A 16,282-nucleotide genomic window follows, 5' to 3' on the forward strand; every position below is an offset into this window, starting at 1 on the left:
GGAATGGTTATCACGAACGAATTCAAGGCGTTGTCTGTCCACCTGCTGACCGCCACCGGCGCGGTTTTCGCGATGCTCGCGATGCTTGCCGCGGTCGACGAAAAATGGAGCCTGATGTACCTGTGGCTGGTCGTGGCCTTCGCGGTGGACGGCATCGACGGGCCGCTGGCGCGGCGCTATCACGTCAAGCATTACGCGGCGCAATTCGACGGCGTGCTGCTGGACCTGATCATCGATTACCTGACTTACGTCTTCATCCCGGCCTTCGCCCTGTTCAAATCCGGCCTGCTGCCCGGCTGGACCGGCTGGTTCGCGATCATCATCATCACCTTCGCCAGCGCGATGTATTTCGCCGACACCCGGATGAAGACCAAGGACAATTCCTTTGCCGGTTTCCCCGGCTGCTGGAACATGCTGGTGATCGTGCTGTTCGCGCTGACGCCGAATTTCTGGGTCATCCTGTCGCTGGTCACCGTGCTGGCGGTGGCGATGTTCACGCCGCTGAAATTCATCCACCCGGTGCGCACGATGCGCTGGCGCAGGCTGTCGCTGCCGGTGGCTCTGGCCTGGACCTGCTTTGCCGGATGGTCGGCCTGGGTCGATTTCCACCCCGACAGCTGGGCCCATTGGGGGCTGGTGGTGACCTCGATCTATCTGCTGCTGGTCGGGATCGTGCAGCAGATCGTTCCGGAGAAAGTGCAACAGGTCGTTGCGGGGAAATCCGCAGCCTGACTTATCCACATAATGTTGCAATAGGATAAGAAATCTGCCGATTTCTGTGGATAACTTTTGAAAAACGACTCATTCAGCCCAGGGATCGCATCGCGATCTATCAGGCCTAAACCTTCGATCAGGGACGGCACAGCCCGAACCAATACGAAAGGTTATGCACAAAAGATCGCAATACATCAAAAGGTATAGGGTTTTCTGTGGATAACTCCTGTATAAGAGTCCGTTTCGTGCAAAACCGCCCGAAACCGGCTCAGATCAGCAGCCCGGCGGCCCCTTCGTGCTTCAGCAGCCAGACCTTGGTTTCCACCCCGCCGCGGCCGGAAAAGCCGCCCAGCCCGGCGCTGCCCAGCACCCGGTGACAGGGGATCAGGATCGGGATGGGATTGCCGCCGCAGCCCTGCCCGATGGCCTGCGCCGGAACGCCAAGCTCGCGGGCCAGATCGCCATAGGTCCTTGTTTCCCCGAACGGAATCGCGGCAATCGCATCGCAGACCCGGCGCTGGAAATCCGACCCGTCCACCCGCAGCGGCAGGTCGAATTCGGTGCGGCTGCCATCGAAATATTCGTCCAGCTGACGAGACGCCTCCGCCAGGAGCGGCGAGGTGTCGGAAAACGCCCCGCCCCAGTCCAGGCCGGTGATTGCGCCGTCTTCCTCGCTCAGGGTGACCGCGCCGGTTGGAGTCTCAACAGTCAGCCGCAACATTCTGTCACCCCTTGCAAAAACGGCCCTGAACCGGGTTCAGGGCCGTCTCTCTCATTCAGCTCAGCGCCTCGTTGCACCGCTTACAGGTGCCCGGATGGCTGTGCAGGCCCACATCGGGCAGTATTTTCCAGCAGCGCTGGCACTTCTGACCCTCGGCCTTTTCGAACACCACGCCGACGCCCTCGACCTCCGGCAGGCGGAAGGCCTCGTTGGGCAGCGGATCGCCGGTCAGCTGGATATCGGAGGTGATGCAGATGTCGTCGAAGCTCACCGTTTTCAGCGCCGCCAGCATGTCGGCGTCGCGCACATGCACCACCGGCGCCGCTTCCAGCGAGGCGCCGATCACCTTGTCGGTGCGCTGCACCTCCAGAGCGGCGGTGACCACGCGGCGGGCCTGGCGCACCTGCGCCCATTTCGCCGCCAGCGGTTCGTTCAGCCAATCGGCCGGGGTTTCCGGGATATCGACCAGGTGGACCGAGCTGTCATCGCCCGGGAACCGTTCCAGCCACACCTCTTCCATGGTGAAAACCAGGATCGGCGCCAGCCAGGTGGTCAGCCGGTGGAACAGGATGTCCAGCACGGTGCGCGCCGAACGGCTGCGCAGCGTGTCGCCGTCGCAGTAAAGCGCGTCCTTGCGGATGTCGAAATAGAAGGCCGACAGGTCCACCGTGGCGAAGTTGAAGATCGCCGAGAACACGCCCTGGAAGTCGAAGGACTGGTAGCCCGAACGCACCTTGTGATCCAGTTCGGCCAGGCGGTGCAGCACCCATTGTTCCAGTTCCGGCATCTCCGCCGGGTCGACGCGGTCGGCCTCGGTGAACCCGCTCAGCGATCCCAGCATGAAGCGCAAGGTGTTGCGCAGCCGGCGATAGCTGTCGGCGACCCCTTTCAGGATCTCCGGCCCGATCCGCTGGTCGGCGGTGTAATCGGTCTGCGCCACCCAAAGCCGCAGGATGTCGGCGCCGTATTGCTTGATCACCTCTTCCGGCACGATGGTGTTGCCGAGCGATTTGGACATCTTGTTGCCCTTCTCGTCCAGGGTGAACCCGTGGGTGACCACGTTGCGGTAGGGCGCGCGCCCCTTGGTGCCGCAGGCCTGCAGCAGCGAGCTGTGGAACCAGCCGCGGTGCTGGTCGGTGCCTTCCATGTACACGTCGGCGATACCGTCCTCGGTGCCGTCCTCGCGGTCGCGCAGAACGAAGGCATGGGTCGATCCGGAATCGAACCACACGTCCAGCACGTCGAACACCTGGTCCCATTCCTCGGCATTGTAATCGTTGCCGAGGAAGCGTTCCTTGGCGCCCTCTTCATACCAGCAATCCGCGCCCTCGGCCTCGAAGGCCGCGAAGATGCGCTTGTTCACCGCCTCGTCGCGCAGCAGGAAATCGGGATCGGTCGGCAACGCGCCCTTCTTGGTGAAGCAGGTCAGCGGCACGCCCCAGGCGCGCTGACGGCTCAGCACCCAGTCGGGGCGGCTTTCGATCATCGAATAAAGCCGGTTGCGCCCGGTCTGCGGCGTCCATTTCACCAGTTGGTCGATGGAATTCAGCGCCCGTTCGCGGATCGTCTTGCCATAGGTATCCTGGCCGTCGCCGACTTCCTTGTCGACGCTGGCGAACCATTGCGGCGTGTTGCGGAAGATCACCGGCGCTTTCGACCGCCACGAATGCGGATAGCTGTGGGTGATCCGGCCGCGCGCGATGATGCCGCCAACCTCGACCAGCTTGTCGATCACGGCGGCGTTGGCCTTGTCTTCCTTGCCCTTGTGGTTGAACACCTTGAGCCCGGCGAAGAACGGCACATGCGGCAGGAATTCGCTTTCCTCTCCCACGTTATGGGTCATCCGGTCGAGCCAGTTGCGCTTGACGAAACATTCATAGTCATCGGCGCCGTGGCTCGGCGCGGTGTGCACGAAACCGGTCCCGGCATCGTCGGTGACGTGATCGCCGTCGATCATCGGCACGTCGTAATCCCAGAAGCCGTTTGCGCCGTCGATCCCGGCGAAGGGGTGCGACAGGGTCAAATCAGCCAACGCTCCGGAACCAAGCTCAGAAATTAGCTTATATTTTTCAACACGCGCCGCGTTGAAAACATCCTCAGCCAAGTTTGTGGCAAGCACATATCTATCGCCACGCTTTGCCCAATTATCAGGAGCGGCATCAGTGACTTCATATAGACCGTAATTTATCTTCGGATTATAAGCGACGGCCTTGTTCGACGGGATGGTCCAGGGAGTCGTGGTCCAGATCACCACAGAGAAAGGCTTCTCAAACAGGTTTGGGAACTGATCACTACCTTCACCAGCATTCGCCACTTTAAACGGCACCCAGATCGTGTGCGACTTGTGATCGTGATATTCGATCTCGGCCTCGGCCAGGGCGGTCTTTTCCACCGGCGACCACATCACGGGCTTCGATCCCTGATACAGCGTGCCGTTCATCAGGAATTTCATGAACTCGTCGGAAATCACCGCCTCGGCGTGATAATCCATCGTCAGGTAGGGATCGGCCCAGTTGCCGGTGATGCCCAGCCGCTTGAATTCCTCGCGCTGGATATCGACCCATTCATCGGCAAAGGCGCGGCATTCGCGGCGGAAATCCACCACGTTCACCTCGTCCTTGTTCTTGCCCTTGGCGCGGTACTGTTCCTCGATCTTCCATTCGATCGGCAGCCCGTGACAATCCCAGCCCGGCACATAGCGGCTGTCATAGCCCATCATCTGGTGGCTGCGCACGATCATGTCCTTGATCGTCTTGTTCAGCGCGTGACCGATATGCAGGTGGCCGTTGGCGTAGGGCGGGCCGTCATGCAGGGTGAAGGGCTTGCGGCTGCCATCCTTGGCCTTGTCGCGCAGACGGTCGTAAACGCCGATCTCGTTCCAGCGGTCCAGCCAGGCGGGTTCGCGCTTGGGCAGACCGGCGCGCATCGGGAAATCGGTCTGCGGCAGGTTCAGCGTGTCTTTATAGTCGGGGGTCTCGGGGGTATCGGCGCACATTCCGGGCGTCCTTCAGGATATAGTCGTCTGTCTGGGTTCAGGGCGGCGCGGTATCCCATACGCCTTGTCCCGGCGGCTCGTCTGGATCAGAGCGCCGGGCATGTAATTCGAATAATGATGGCAAAGCGTTGCATCATGCGCCGCTTATACGGCGCTGAAAGGCGGGGGTAAACCCGTCTCGGCCGCCCCGCGCGCGACAAAAAAGGGGACCGCCACAGGCGTCCCCTTCTGTTCGGCTCGATCTGTCTGGCTGGCTGGACCGGGCTGCGGAGCTGGCGATAAGCGCGCTGCGTTGCTGGACCTTGCTTGCGGGATGGATCATGCGGGCTGGACGGCGTCTCTCCTTCGCCATCTGGCTTTGATCCCTACCTAGGGCGTGAAATCGCCAAGGTCAAGATTTTTTCTTTTATTTCACATACTTGATATGTTTAGTCGGGTATGGTTTCCGATGTTTTCCATCGGGTTTCGCCGCCCGCCCGGCGGCTTGCGATTGTCCCCGCCGCCGCGCCCCCCTATCTATGGGATAGACGTTCTTCACAAGGCACCGCCATGACAGCCCTCCCGCCCCGCTTCGACGTCACCCGCGATGATATCGACCGAGTGGTGACGCATTTCTACGACTTGGTGCGCCAGCATCCCGGGCTCGGCCCGGTCTTCGCCGTGCATGTCACCGACTGGCCCGCGCATGAAGAACGGGTCGCCGATTTCTGGGCCAACGCGATCCTGCACGACCGCGGCTATGACGGCAATCCGGTGCAGGTCCATCGCGCCGCCGGTAATGTCCGCCCCGGCATGTTCGACGCCTGGCTCGCCCTGTTCGACAAGGTGCTGCGCGAAGACCTCCGCCCCGATCAGGCCGAGGCCTGGTCAGCGCTCGCCCACAAGATCGGCCGCACCTTCCGCGCCGGCGTGATGGAGAAAATGAAGGGCCCCGGCGGCGTGCCGATCCTGCGCTGACGCGCCCCACAGCCAACAATCCCATCCCGAGACCCTTGCCTGCGGGACCGCCTCCGGCGGGAGTATTTGAACCAAGAAGAAACAGCTTCTTCTTTTCACAAATATCCCGGGGGTGAATGGGCCGAAGGCCCAGAGGGGGCAGCGCCCCCTGCCCCGCTTCGCCACAGGCGAAGCACATGCTGCGCGCCCGGTACGGGCGCTCATTGTCCTAGCCCTTGGAAAACAGCCCCGCCAGCGCCCGCGACACCAGCGCCGACACCGACGGGCGCCGCTTGCGGGTGAACGGCACCGGCCGGCAGACCTCCATCGCCGCCACGCCCACGCGGGCGGTCAGCGCGCCGTTCACCACGCCTTCGCCAAAGCGCCGCGACAGTTTCGACAGCAACCCGCCACCGGCCAGCGTGCCCAGCATATCGTCGCCCGCCGCCACCGCGCCGGTCGCCACCAGATGGGTCATCACCGCCCGCATCAGCCGCCAGCTGCCCAGGGTGCCGGACCGGCCGCCATAGATCTCCGCCACCCGCCGGATCATCCGCAGGTTGCTGGTCAGCGCCGCCGCCACATCGGCCAACGCCAGCGGCACGATCGCCGTCACCGCCGCCACCTGCCGCGCCGCCGCTTGCACCTCGGCCTGTGCCGCCTTGTCCAGCGACGCCAGCAGCTCCACCTCGGCCAGGTCCATCAGGGCTGAGGCGTCGAATTGTTCGCCCTGCCGTTCCTCGAACCGTGCCCGCGCCCAGTCCATCTCGGACCGCGCTGCATAAAGCCGCATCAGCCCGCCGGTGACAGCCCGCGCCTTTTCGATGTCGTCCTCGCTCAGCGCCTCCTCGGCCCGCTTGTGCAGCGTGTCGATCCGCGCCAGCCGCGAAAACGCCGCCAGTTCGCGGATCACCGCGATCGCGACGGCCAGCAACAGCGCAATCCCCAGCACCGCCACCGCCATGCCCAGCACCGGCGAGCGGCTGATCAGCCCGGTGACGAAATCCCAGGCCGCCACCGACACCACCGCGCCGATGAAGGACAGCGCCAGCCCCAATATCCAGCGCCCCAGCCGCGACGGTTTGCGCGCCGCCACCCCCAGCACCGATTGCATCGCCGTCCCCTGCGGCAGCCCCTCGTCGCCGATCGCCGGCGCTTCGTCGGGGCCCGGCGCCTCGGGGGCGCCTTCCAGGTCGATCAGGATCGGTCCGTTGGTCATCGGCTCATCTCCTTGCGCCAGATCATCTGCATGTCGGGCAGGTTTTCGTCGTTATGCGCCCCGTCGCTGCGGGCGATTTCGGTGAAGCCTTCGCGGGCATAGAAGCGCTGCGCGCCCTCGTTGGCCTGGAACACCCAAAGCTGCAGGTAATCGCTTTCGGATTTCGCCCTGTCCAGCAGGTGCTTGCCAACCCCCTGCCCGGTTTCCCCCGGGCGCAGGTAGAGCGAACAGATATCGACGCCATCGCGGGCCAGGAACCCGATCACCCGGCCGTCGCGTTCGGCCACCGTGACCCAGCCGCGATCGATCATCGTGCCGCAAAACCCGATGGTTTCGGCCTGCGAATGCAGCTTCGGCATCCACTCGGTGCCGGTGTTGAACAGGTGCAGGATTTCCCCCGCCTGCCGCGCATCGAGCACCCGCGCCGGGCGCAAGCAAACCGTCACAACCGATCCCCGATCAGGAATTGCGCCGCCCGGTCAAGCCGGATATGCGGCGGCCCCTCGCCGGGTTTCAGGCTCAGCGCCGCCGGGGCGAACTTCATCACCTCATAATCGGCATCAAGCCATTTTTCCGCCCCCTTGCGCGCCGGCGACAGCAGCCGCGCAGGGTCTTCGGGCAGGGCGCCGGGATAGAACGCCGCCTGCTTGCCGGTGTCCAGCAGACGCCCACGCACGCAATCGACCTGCCGCCCGTCATGGGTCAGGGTTTCCTCGGTGGTGGCGCGCAGCGACGCGATGGCCAGCGCCTGGGTTTCGGCGCCCGCGAAATCGGCCCGGTCGCGCGCCTCGCGCAAAAGCGCCTGCATGATGGCGCTCAGCCGGGCGTGCTGGCTTTGATGCAGGTGATCGGACTTGGTGGCGGCGAACAGGATCTTCTCCACCCGTTTCGCGCCCAACAGCCGCGTCAGGAACGCCGTCCGCCCTGGCCGGAACGCGCCCAGGATATCGCCCATCGCCAGCCGCAAATCCTCCACCGCGCGCGGCCCGGAATGGATCGCGCCCAGGGCATCGACCAGAACCACCTGCCGGTCGATCCGGGCGAAATGATCGCGGAAAAACGGCTTCACCACCCGGGACTTGTAGGCGTCGAAGCGCCGTTCCATTTCCCGCAGCAAGGACCCGCGCTTCGACGCCTCCGTCACCGGCAGCGGCGCAAAGGTCAGCACCGGCGACCCGGCCAGGTCGCCCGGCAGCAGGAACCGCCCCGGGGTGCAGTCGGAAAACCCTTCCGCCCGCGCCCGGTGCAGGTAGTCGGTGTAGGTGCGCGCCAGCTCCTGCGCCACCGCCTCGTCATGCGGTGCCCCAACTTCCGCCACCCCGGCGCGCGCTAGGAATTCCTGCGCCGACGCCCGTCCGGCCAGCCGCCCGAGCATGTCGCGCGACCACTCGCCATAGCTTTTTTCCAGCAGCCCCAGATCAAGCAGCCACTCGCCCGGATAATCGACGATATCGAGATGCACCGTGCGCAGCCCCTGCAGCCCAGACAGCAGCCCCTTGGGGCGCACCTTGAGCGACAGGCGCAGTTCGGAAATCGTGCGAGTGCTTTCGGGCCAATGCGGTTCCGGCCCGGTCAGTGCCGCCAGGTGATTTTCATACTCGAAGCGCGGGATCGTGTCGTCGGGCTGCGGCTGCAGATAGGCCGCCTCGATCCGCCCGTCGGCGGCGGCGACCAGCTGCGGCATCCGCCCGCGATCCATCAGGTTGGCGATCAGCGAGGTGATGAAAACCGTCTTGCCCGAGCGCGCCAGCCCGGTCACCCCGAGCCGGATCACCGGTTCGAACAGCGTTTCGGAAATCGCGTCGCCGACCGCTTCGACCTGCCTCGTCAATCCGTCCGCCAATGTGCCGATCACCAAGGGCCCTGCCTTTCAAATCTCTCGTTCTCTGCAACATAAGCACAGGAGGGGGGCAGAAAAACCACCTGTGTTTCTTCTTGGCAAAAATACTCAAAATGCCCCGCCGCTTCCCAAGCCCCCGAATTTGCGGTAAGGGCGCGCCATGCCCAGATTTGCCCTCGAAGTCGAATATCACGGTGCCCCTTTCGCCGGCTGGCAGCGCCAGGCCGATCAGCCCTCGGTGCAGGGCGCGATCGAGGACGCGCTGGCGCGTCTGGAACCGGGGCCGCATACCATCGCCGCCGCCGGGCGCACCGATGCGGGGGTGCATGCGATCGGGCAGGTCGCGCATTGCGACCTGCAAAAGGATTGGGACCCGTTCCGCCTGTCCGAGGCGCTGAATTTCCACCTGAAACCGCAACCGGTGGCGATCCGCCGCGCGGCGCTTGTACCCGACGACTGGCATGCGCGGTTTTCGGCGCTGGAACGGCGTTACGTGTTCCGGCTGCTGATGCGCCGCGCCCCCGCCACCCACGATGCCGGGCTGGTCTGGCAGGTGTCGCAGCGGCTCGATCCCGAACCGATGCGTCGGGCCGCGGCCTACCTGATCGGCAAGCACGATTTCACCACCTTCCGCTCCTCGATCTGTCAGGCGGCCAGCCCGGTCAAGACGCTCGGCGAACTGCGTATCGAAGAGGTCGAGGGCTGGTCCGGTCCGGAACTCCGCTTCTTCCTGCGCGCGCGATCCTTCCTGCACAACCAGGTGCGCAGCTTCGTTGGCACGCTGGAACGGGTCGGCGCCGGGGCCTGGACGCCCGAGGACGTGCGCGACGCGCTAGAGGCCCGCGACCGCGCCGCCTGCGGTCCTGTCTGCCCGCCGCAGGGGCTTTACCTGGCCGGGGTGCAATATCCCGAGGACCCGTTCGTCTGAGGCAGAGTCAAAAGCCGGGACAGCGCCAGTCCGCGGGATGGCGCTGCGACCTTTAAGAATGGCAGTTTATGCCAGCCAAACCCGCGCTTCCTATCAGTAGCCGCACAAGCCTCTCCAAAGCGCCAGCCCGTGCGGGCGGACTGGCGCTGGCCCGGCGGCCTTCGGCCTTGTTCCGGGCCGGAACATGATCGGGTCGTAAGACGCCTAACTCACTTTCCGAAGGTCTTCACCGCGACGCCCTCGCCTTCCAGCGCCGCGCGCACCGAACGGGCGATGCCGATCGCCTCGGGCGTATCGCCATGCAGGCAGATCGTGTCGATCTTCGTTTCGATCCGCTTGCCGCTTTCGGTGATGATCGCCCCTTCGCCGACCATCCGCGCCATCCGTTCCCCGGCGACCTCCGCGTCATGGATCACCGCGCCGGGTTTCGACCGGTCGACCAGCGTGGCGTCATCGTTATAGGCGCGGTCGGCGAAAATCTCGCCCACCCAATTCGCGCCCAGCTCCTCGGCCGCCTGCTGCTGCTGCGTCGCGGCCAGCACCATGATCGCGATATCGGGGGCCACCGACAGCGCCGCCTCGTAACAGGCGCGCGCCAGACCGGCGTCTTCCGAGGCCATATTGGCCAAAGCGCCATGCAGCTTCAGATGCCGCACCTCGCCGCCCGCCGCGCGGGCCATCGCCTGCGCCGCGCCGACCTGATAGCGGATCTGGTTGGCTAGCGTCGCCTGCGGAACATGCAGCCGGTGGCGGCCGAAGCCGCGCAGGTCGTCAAACCCGGGATGCGCGCCGATGCCGACACCGTTTTCCACCGCTTTGCGCATCACCTGCATCATCACGTCCGGATCGCCGGCATGATAGCCGCAAGCGATATTGGCCGAGGTCACGATATCCAGCAGGGCGGCATCGTCGCCCATCTGCCAGGGGCCGAAGCTTTCGCCCATATCGGCGTTGAGATCGACTGAAAGGGTCATGGGTCTCCTTACTCCGCCCCCGTCGCGCGGCGGTTGGACAAAGCGTTCATCGTTCCTTACCTCGTGATTTCAGGGCCAAATTTCAAGCCCTGAAACGGCCCGGGGCATAGGGCGACATGTCGATATTGGGGGTCTTGCCGCCGATCATCTGGGCCAGCAGACGCCCGGTCTTGGCCCCGCCGGTCAGCCCGATATGCTGGTGCCCGAAGCCCATGAACACCCCCGGATGGCCCGGCACCGGACCGATCACCGGCACGGAATCGCTCAGCGTCGGGCGATGGCCCATCCATTCGGTCGCCCGATCCCAGGTCAGCCCGGGCATCGCCGCCTTGACCTGTTTCATCTGCAATTTGAACGGCGCCCGCGACGGTCCCGCCTCAAGCCCGCCGAATTCGACAATGCCCGCCAGCCGCAAGCGGCCTTCCATCGGGGTGATCACGAAGGACCCGGTCGTCATCATCACCGGCGACCGGGGCATGACGGACGGGTTCCACAGCTCGATATGATAGCCGCGCTCGGATTCCAGCGGCATCTTCAGCCCCAGCATCTTCGACAACGGCCCCGACCAGGCGCCAGTGGCGATCAGCACCGCGTCGCCGCACAGATCACCGGTGCTGCTTTGCACCCCGACGACCCTGTCGCCGTCGCGGATCAGCCCGGTCACATCGGCTGTCACCAGTTGCCCGCCCTGCGCGACGACATGGGCGGCCAAATCCTTCACATATTGGCCGGGATCGGAAATCCGGCCGTGATTGGGCATCGCCGCGCCGAACCCCATCGTGTCGCCGAAGGCCGGGTCGTAGGCGCGCAGGGCGTCGCCTTCGTATTCGACCGGCGCAAATCCGTAGGCCCGGTTGAAATCCCACTCATAGGCATCGGCCAGATAATCGCGGCGCGATCGGTACAGATAGACGAAATCGGCCTCCGAAATCCATTTCTCGGCCCCGGTCCCTGCGGCCAGCGCCCGGTGATCGGCCAGGCTGTCGCCGACAATCGGATAAAGCGCCTTCGCGGTGCGGCGCACGTCGCGGTCGTTAGCGTGGGACAGGTAGCGCGCCAGCCAGGGCAGCATCCGCGGCAGGTAGGACCAGCGCAGGAACAGCGGGCTGTCGGGGTCCAGCACCATGCGCGGGGCTCTGCGCCACAGCCCCGGCGTGGTCACCGGCACCACCGAGGCCGAGGCCAGCACGCCGCCATTGCCGAAGGACGCGCCTTCCGCCGGGCCCGCGCGGTCGACCAGAACCACCTCATGCCCGTCGCGTTGCAGCCAGACGGCGGTGGACACGCCGACGATCCCCGCCCCGACAACGATGACCCGATTTGCAGCCATGGCTTTCCCTTTCGATTCCGCGTGAACCGTAGCGGCAAAGACCGGCGGGTGAAATACGGGCGCAATCCCGCGACACGGTTTTTTCGCCGGGCGCGAAAGACTTGGCACATGAATTGCTCAATCCCTGATGCAGCAAGGATGTTACGCGCGTGGCCCGGGATGTTCCGGGACTTACGACCGGCGCCTCAACTCTATCTCTCCTTAACGGGGGGTCGGCCGCCTCGAACAGATCGACGGTCACGCGCGTCATCCAATGCTTTGCCTCTCTTCTGACCGGCAGGGATCGGGCGGACCTTCCCCCGTGCCCTGCCGATGAGCGCCCATTTTGACGGAAATTCTCCAAAAACCGCCGGATGTATCCGATCGGAAAGTTCCGGCCTCGTTTATTCGGGCAATACCGGCTTATCGCCCCGTCAGAGGTCATTTCCGCGATTGCCGCGCCAAACCGCGCCTTTTACCACGAAGGCTGACCCAAAACAGCGGCCCCTCGGGCCGGAACGCATGGAACACCGATGACCGACTACGCCCTTACCGTGAAATGCAAATCCACCCGCGGCATTGTCGCCGCGATTGCCAATTTCCTGTCCGATAACGGCTGCAACCTGACCGACAGTTCGCAATTCGACGACGCGGAAACCGGCAATTTCTTCATGCGCGTCAGTTTCCGCAGCGAAAAGGGCAAGGGGATGGAGGACCTGTCCCAGGCTTTCCAAAGCGTCGCCGGAGACAAGGGCATGACCTATGCCTTCCACAACGAGAACGAAAAGATGAAGGTCGTGATCATGGTGTCGCGCTTCGGGCATTGCCTGAACGACCTGCTGTATCGCTGGCGGATCGGGGCGCTGCCGATCGACATCGTGGCGGTGATTTCCAATCACCTGGAATACCAGAAGGTCGTGGTGAACCACGACATCCCGTTCCACTACATCAAGGTCACCAAGGACAATAAAGCGCAAGCCGAAGCGCAGCAGATGGCGATCGTCGAGGACAGCGGGGCGGAACTGATCGTGCTGGCGCGCTACATGCAGGTGCTGTCGGACGAGATGTGCCAGAAGATGTCGGGCCGGATCATCAATATCCACCATTCCTTCCTGCCGTCCTTCAAGGGCGCCAACCCCTACAAGCAAGCGTTCGAACGCGGGGTGAAGCTGATCGGGGCAACGTCGCATTACGTCACCGCCGATCTGGACGAGGGGCCGATCATCGAACAGGACATCGTGCGCGTCACCCATGCCCAAAGCCCGGCCGATTACGTGTCCTTGGGCCGCGACGTGGAAAGCCAGGTGCTGGCCCGAGCGATCCACGCGCATATCCATCACCGGGTGTTCCTGAACGGTAATAAAACGGTGGTCTTCCCGGCCTCGCCCGGGTCCTATGCATCGGAACGGATGGGCTAAGCGCCCGTCCGGACCTCAGGCGAAGGAGGTTTCCAGCGCCGGGTGGTCCAGAACCGTGCTGACCTGTTCCGCCGTCGGCTGGGTGCCGTCGATCCGCAGCACAGGATAGGGGATCGATTGCAGCCAGTCTTCGTGCTGGGCGCGGTTGCGGCCGGAAAAATCGGGATCGTCATAACGCGACGCCCAGGCCATGAAGCCGGTATGGATCGCGGCCATGTCGCCGCCCGCCTTGATCCGCTCGCCGAACCGGGCCCGTTCGCGGGCGCGCAACCGGGCTAGCCGGATGCCCGTCGGCGCGGTGACGAAGATCACCAGGTCGACCTTGGACAACAGCGGATCGCCCCAGCGGTCGAAGGCCCCGCTCAGCACCCAGCCGCCGCGCCCCAGGGCGCGTTTCAGCAGGCTCAGTCTTTCGTTGACGCGGCGTTTCTGGCTGAACGGCGGATCGGCGGGCAGCCAGTAGAAATCATCGACATCCGCATGCGGCACGTCCAGAACCCGTGCCAGTTCCCGCCCCAAGGTGGATACTCCTGCCCCGGAAGCACCGGTGATATAGATCCTACGCCCCATATCCGTCCTCAGCCCCAATCTCCGTTCCCCTTGGGGTTTCAGGCTAATGCTGCACCTGCGAAATGCTCAAACTTTTTTTACAGATTTCTAACAAAATCGGCACAATTGCCGTTATAAAACCCTCATAAGGCGAAATAAACAGGCCCATCATCCCGTGCAGGTGCAGCATTTCCCGATTCGGAGCCGCCTTGATGATTCGTCCGCTCAGTTCCGCCTGCGCTCATCCAGCCCCAGACCACGGCCGATGATTTCGCGCATGATCTCGGAGGTGCCGGCATAGATCCGGCTGATCCGCGCATCGCTGTAGAGCCGCGAAATTTCGTATTCGTCCATATACCCGGCGCCGCCATGCAGCTGCAGGCATTCGTCGACCACCCGGCCTTCGACCTCGGAGGTATAGAGCTTCGCCTCGGCCGCCATTTCCGCGCTCAGCTGACCGGACAGGTGTTCGCGCGCGCAATGATCGGTCAGCGCCCAGGCGGCATCCAGTTCGGTCCGCATCGAAGCCATCTTGAAGCGCGAATTCTGGAACGTGCCGATCGGCTGACCGAAGGCGCGCCGGTCCATCACGTAATCCATCGTGATGCCAAACGCGTATTCCGCCCGCGCCACGAAGCCCAGGGCGCCGATGATCCGTTCCTCGGCCAGGTTCATCATCATCGTCTTGAAGCCGCGGCTGGGATCGCCCAGCACGTTTTCCTTCGGCACTTTCACGTTGTCGAAGAAAAGCTCCGCCGTGTCCTGCGATTTCAGCCCCATCTTCTTCAGGTTGCGACCGCGTTCGAACCCTTCCATGCCCTCTTCGACCAGGAACAGCCCGATTTCGTGCCCATCCCCGGTGCGCGCGGCGACCACGACCAGACCGGCCAGCAGCCCGTTGGAAATGAAGGTCTTGGACCCGTTCAGCACCCAGTGATCGCCCATGTCGGTGGCGCGCGTCCTGACCCCGCCCAGATCAGACCCGGTGCCCGGTTCGGTCATCGCGATGGCCAGGATGGTTTCCCCCGACACCACGCCCGGCATGAAGCGCTCGCGCTGTTCCTCGGTCCCCAGCTTGTGCAGGTAGGGGCCGACGATACGGTTGTGCAGCCCGATGAAGAACCCCGGTTCGCGCGGGTTGATTTCCTCGCACAGGATCATGTCGTAGCGGAAATCGTCCAGCCCCAGCCCGCCGTATTTTTCATCCGCATACATGCACAGGAACCCCTGTTCGCCCGCCTTGCGCCAGACCTCGCGGCTGACGCATCCGGCGGCGCGCCAGTCTTCGATATGCGGGAACACCTCGGCCTCGGCCCATTTGCGCACCGAGTTGCGGAAAATTTCGTGTTCTTCGTCGTAAAGGGTCCGTTTCAGCACGGGTATCTCCTGCCTCGTCGTATGTCTTGTTTTTGTGGGGAAAGGTGGCGGGGCGATCGAACGCCCCGCCGGTCAGACCGTCATTCGATGGTCTTGATCAGCTTCCACGATCCGTTATCGACCGCCGACACATAGATCGAGGTCGCAGCGACGTGGTTGTCGGGGCTCATCGACACCTTGCTGCCGGCGATCACATCGTCGTAGTTCAGCCCTTCCAGCGCCTTGATGAAACCTTCGCGGGTCAGGTCGGGACCGGCCGCTTCCAGCCCGCGCACCATCAGCTCCGCCGCCGAACGGCCCAGCAGGGCGCCGGTGCCCGGGAACTTCTCGCCGGTGGCTTCGGTATAGGATTTGACCCAGGCCGCCACTTCCGGATTGCCCATACGCGCCTCAAGGTCCTGCCAGCCGGCCCCGGCATAGACGCCGCCCATGACGCCCTGCGCCGCCAGACCCTTGGCCACCACGGTGTGGAACCCGGCCGAGGACAGCACGAATTTCAGGTCGCTCATGCCCAGCTTGTTGGCGGTGGCGATCACGTTGATGACCTGGCTGACGCCAAGCGCCAAACCGACCGTGTCGCAGCCGCCTTCCTTGATCTTGCCCAGAGCACCGGAAAAATCGGTCTCATCCGGCTTGTGCTTGGTTTCCACGCCGTAAGACACGCCCGCCGCAGCGGCGCCGTCCTTCAGCCCTTCCTGGATTTCCACCCCGAAATCGGTGGGCAGGTACATCAGGCAGAACATCTTCGATCCCTGTTCGGCGGCCATGTATTCGGTGGTCGCCTTGACCGCGTCGTAATAGGCGGCGGTGCCCGCGAATTTCCACGGCGCGGGCGGATCGACCATCTGCCGCGCGGCGGTCAGCGGGTTGATGTTGGGGATGCCCTTGGGCTCCATCAGCTTGAACATCGCGATATTGTGCGGCGTGCCGAGGCTCAGCAGCATGGCAAAGACACCGTCGCGGTTAATCAGCTTGTTGGCCGCCTGCACCGCCTTGGGCACCTGGTAGCCGTGATCTTCGACGATATAGGTGATCTTGCGCCCGTTGACGCCGCCCTTGGCGTTGATTTCGTCGAAGTAAAGCTGCGCGGCCTTCACCGCGGGGACCGAAAACGGCGCGAAGATGCCCGACAGGTCATGCGCCCCGCCGATCTTGATTTCGGTGTCGGTCACCCCGGTTTCGGCCCGCACCGCAGGCGCGGCAAGCCCCAGAGACAGCGCCGCAGCGGCGGCAATTCCTTTCCAGATTTTCATTGGTCTTCCTCCCTTATCATACTTCAAATCACTGCCCCGGCCCTCCCCG

General features: G+C 64.0%; 14 protein-coding genes. 4 read left to right on the plus strand and 10 right to left on the minus strand.

The genetic code is table 11. The features are described from left to right. Positions 1–3 precede the first annotated feature (3 nt). On the plus strand, positions 4–732 hold the full coding sequence (locus GR167_RS06325; protein ID WP_212769839.1) for a CDP-alcohol phosphatidyltransferase family protein: 729 nt from the start codon (positions 4–6) through the stop codon (positions 730–732). A gap of 250 nt (positions 733–982) precedes the next feature. Here GR167_RS06325 and GR167_RS06330 read toward each other — a convergent pair whose 3' ends face one another. Both GR167_RS06330 and ileS read right to left on the minus strand, forming a co-directional pair. Next, on the minus strand, positions 983–1,435 hold the full coding sequence (locus GR167_RS06330; protein ID WP_160972569.1) for a methylated-DNA--[protein]-cysteine S-methyltransferase: 453 nt from the start codon (positions 1,433–1,435) through the stop codon (positions 983–985). Positions 1,436–1,490: 55 nt separating this feature from the next. Beyond that, positions 1,491–4,430 (minus strand): isoleucine--tRNA ligase, encoded by a 2,940-nt coding sequence (gene ileS, locus GR167_RS06335; RefSeq protein WP_160972570.1) that lies wholly within the window; start codon positions 4,428–4,430, stop codon positions 1,491–1,493. Between the two features lie 549 nt (positions 4,431–4,979). On the opposite strand from ileS, the gene GR167_RS06340 reads away from it, so the two are divergent. Then, positions 4,980–5,387, plus strand: a complete 408-nt coding sequence (locus GR167_RS06340; RefSeq protein WP_160972571.1) for a group III truncated hemoglobin — start codon at positions 4,980–4,982, stop codon at positions 5,385–5,387. A 208-nt stretch (positions 5,388–5,595) separates the two neighbouring features. On the opposite strand, the gene GR167_RS06345 is transcribed toward GR167_RS06340, so the two are convergent. Genes GR167_RS06345 through GR167_RS06355 form a run of 3 tightly spaced genes read right to left on the minus strand, consistent with a single transcriptional unit; the run spans position 5,596 to position 8,443 of the window. After that, positions 5,596–6,585, minus strand: a complete 990-nt coding sequence (locus GR167_RS06345) for a YcjF family protein (RefSeq protein ID WP_160972572.1) — start codon at positions 6,583–6,585, stop codon at positions 5,596–5,598. Continuing rightward, complete coding sequence (locus GR167_RS06350; RefSeq protein ID WP_370741254.1) at positions 6,582–7,031, minus strand: GNAT family N-acetyltransferase; 450 nt, start codon at positions 7,029–7,031, stop codon at positions 6,582–6,584. Before GR167_RS06350 ends, GR167_RS06345 begins: the two co-directional genes overlap by 4 nt. Beyond that, on the minus strand, positions 7,028–8,443 hold the full coding sequence (locus GR167_RS06355; protein WP_160972573.1) for a YcjX family GTP-binding protein: 1,416 nt from the start codon (positions 8,441–8,443) through the stop codon (positions 7,028–7,030). The genes GR167_RS06350 and GR167_RS06355 overlap by 4 nt, the downstream gene beginning before the upstream one ends. 142 nt (positions 8,444–8,585) lie before the next feature. On the opposite strand from GR167_RS06355, the gene truA reads away from it, so the two are divergent. Further along, entirely contained in the window at positions 8,586–9,353 is a 768-nt protein-coding gene (gene truA / locus GR167_RS06360) for a tRNA pseudouridine(38-40) synthase TruA (protein ID WP_160972574.1), read from the plus strand. Between the two features lie 209 nt (positions 9,354–9,562). Here truA and GR167_RS06365 read toward each other — a convergent pair whose 3' ends face one another. Next, positions 9,563–10,327: a LamB/YcsF family protein gene (locus GR167_RS06365; RefSeq protein ID WP_160972575.1), complete on the minus strand. Its 765-nt coding sequence runs from the start codon at positions 10,325–10,327 to the stop codon at positions 9,563–9,565. A gap of 82 nt (positions 10,328–10,409) precedes the next feature. Continuing rightward, a complete protein-coding gene (locus GR167_RS06370) occupies positions 10,410–11,657 on the minus strand; it encodes an NAD(P)/FAD-dependent oxidoreductase (RefSeq protein WP_160972576.1) in 1,248 nt (415 codons plus the stop codon). 512 nt (positions 11,658–12,169) lie between these two features. Between GR167_RS06370 and purU the strand changes: the two genes are divergently transcribed. Further along, positions 12,170–13,054, plus strand: coding sequence for a formyltetrahydrofolate deformylase (gene purU / locus GR167_RS06375; RefSeq protein WP_160972577.1), 885 nt, complete (start codon positions 12,170–12,172; stop codon positions 13,052–13,054). Between the two features lie 15 nt (positions 13,055–13,069). On the opposite strand, the gene GR167_RS06380 is transcribed toward purU, so the two are convergent. From GR167_RS06380 to GR167_RS06390, 3 genes are all read right to left on the minus strand, one after another. Further along, entirely contained in the window at positions 13,070–13,624 is a 555-nt protein-coding gene (locus GR167_RS06380) for a P-loop NTPase family protein (RefSeq protein ID WP_160972578.1), read from the minus strand. A 204-nt stretch (positions 13,625–13,828) separates the two neighbouring features. Continuing rightward, the gene (locus tag GR167_RS06385) at positions 13,829–14,980 is read right to left on the minus strand and encodes an acyl-CoA dehydrogenase family protein (protein WP_370741256.1); all 1,152 of its coding nucleotides are present in this window, start codon (positions 14,978–14,980) and stop codon (positions 13,829–13,831) included. A gap of 80 nt (positions 14,981–15,060) precedes the next feature. Continuing rightward, positions 15,061–16,233, minus strand: a complete 1,173-nt coding sequence (locus tag GR167_RS06390) for an ABC transporter substrate-binding protein (RefSeq protein ID WP_160972579.1) — start codon at positions 16,231–16,233, stop codon at positions 15,061–15,063. Between the last annotated feature and the right edge of the window lie 49 nt (positions 16,234–16,282).

Origin of the sequence: Thalassovita mangrovi, from assembly GCF_009857745.1 — a bacterium.
Lineage (GTDB): Bacteria > Pseudomonadota > Alphaproteobacteria > Rhodobacterales > Rhodobacteraceae > Thalassobius > Thalassobius mangrovi.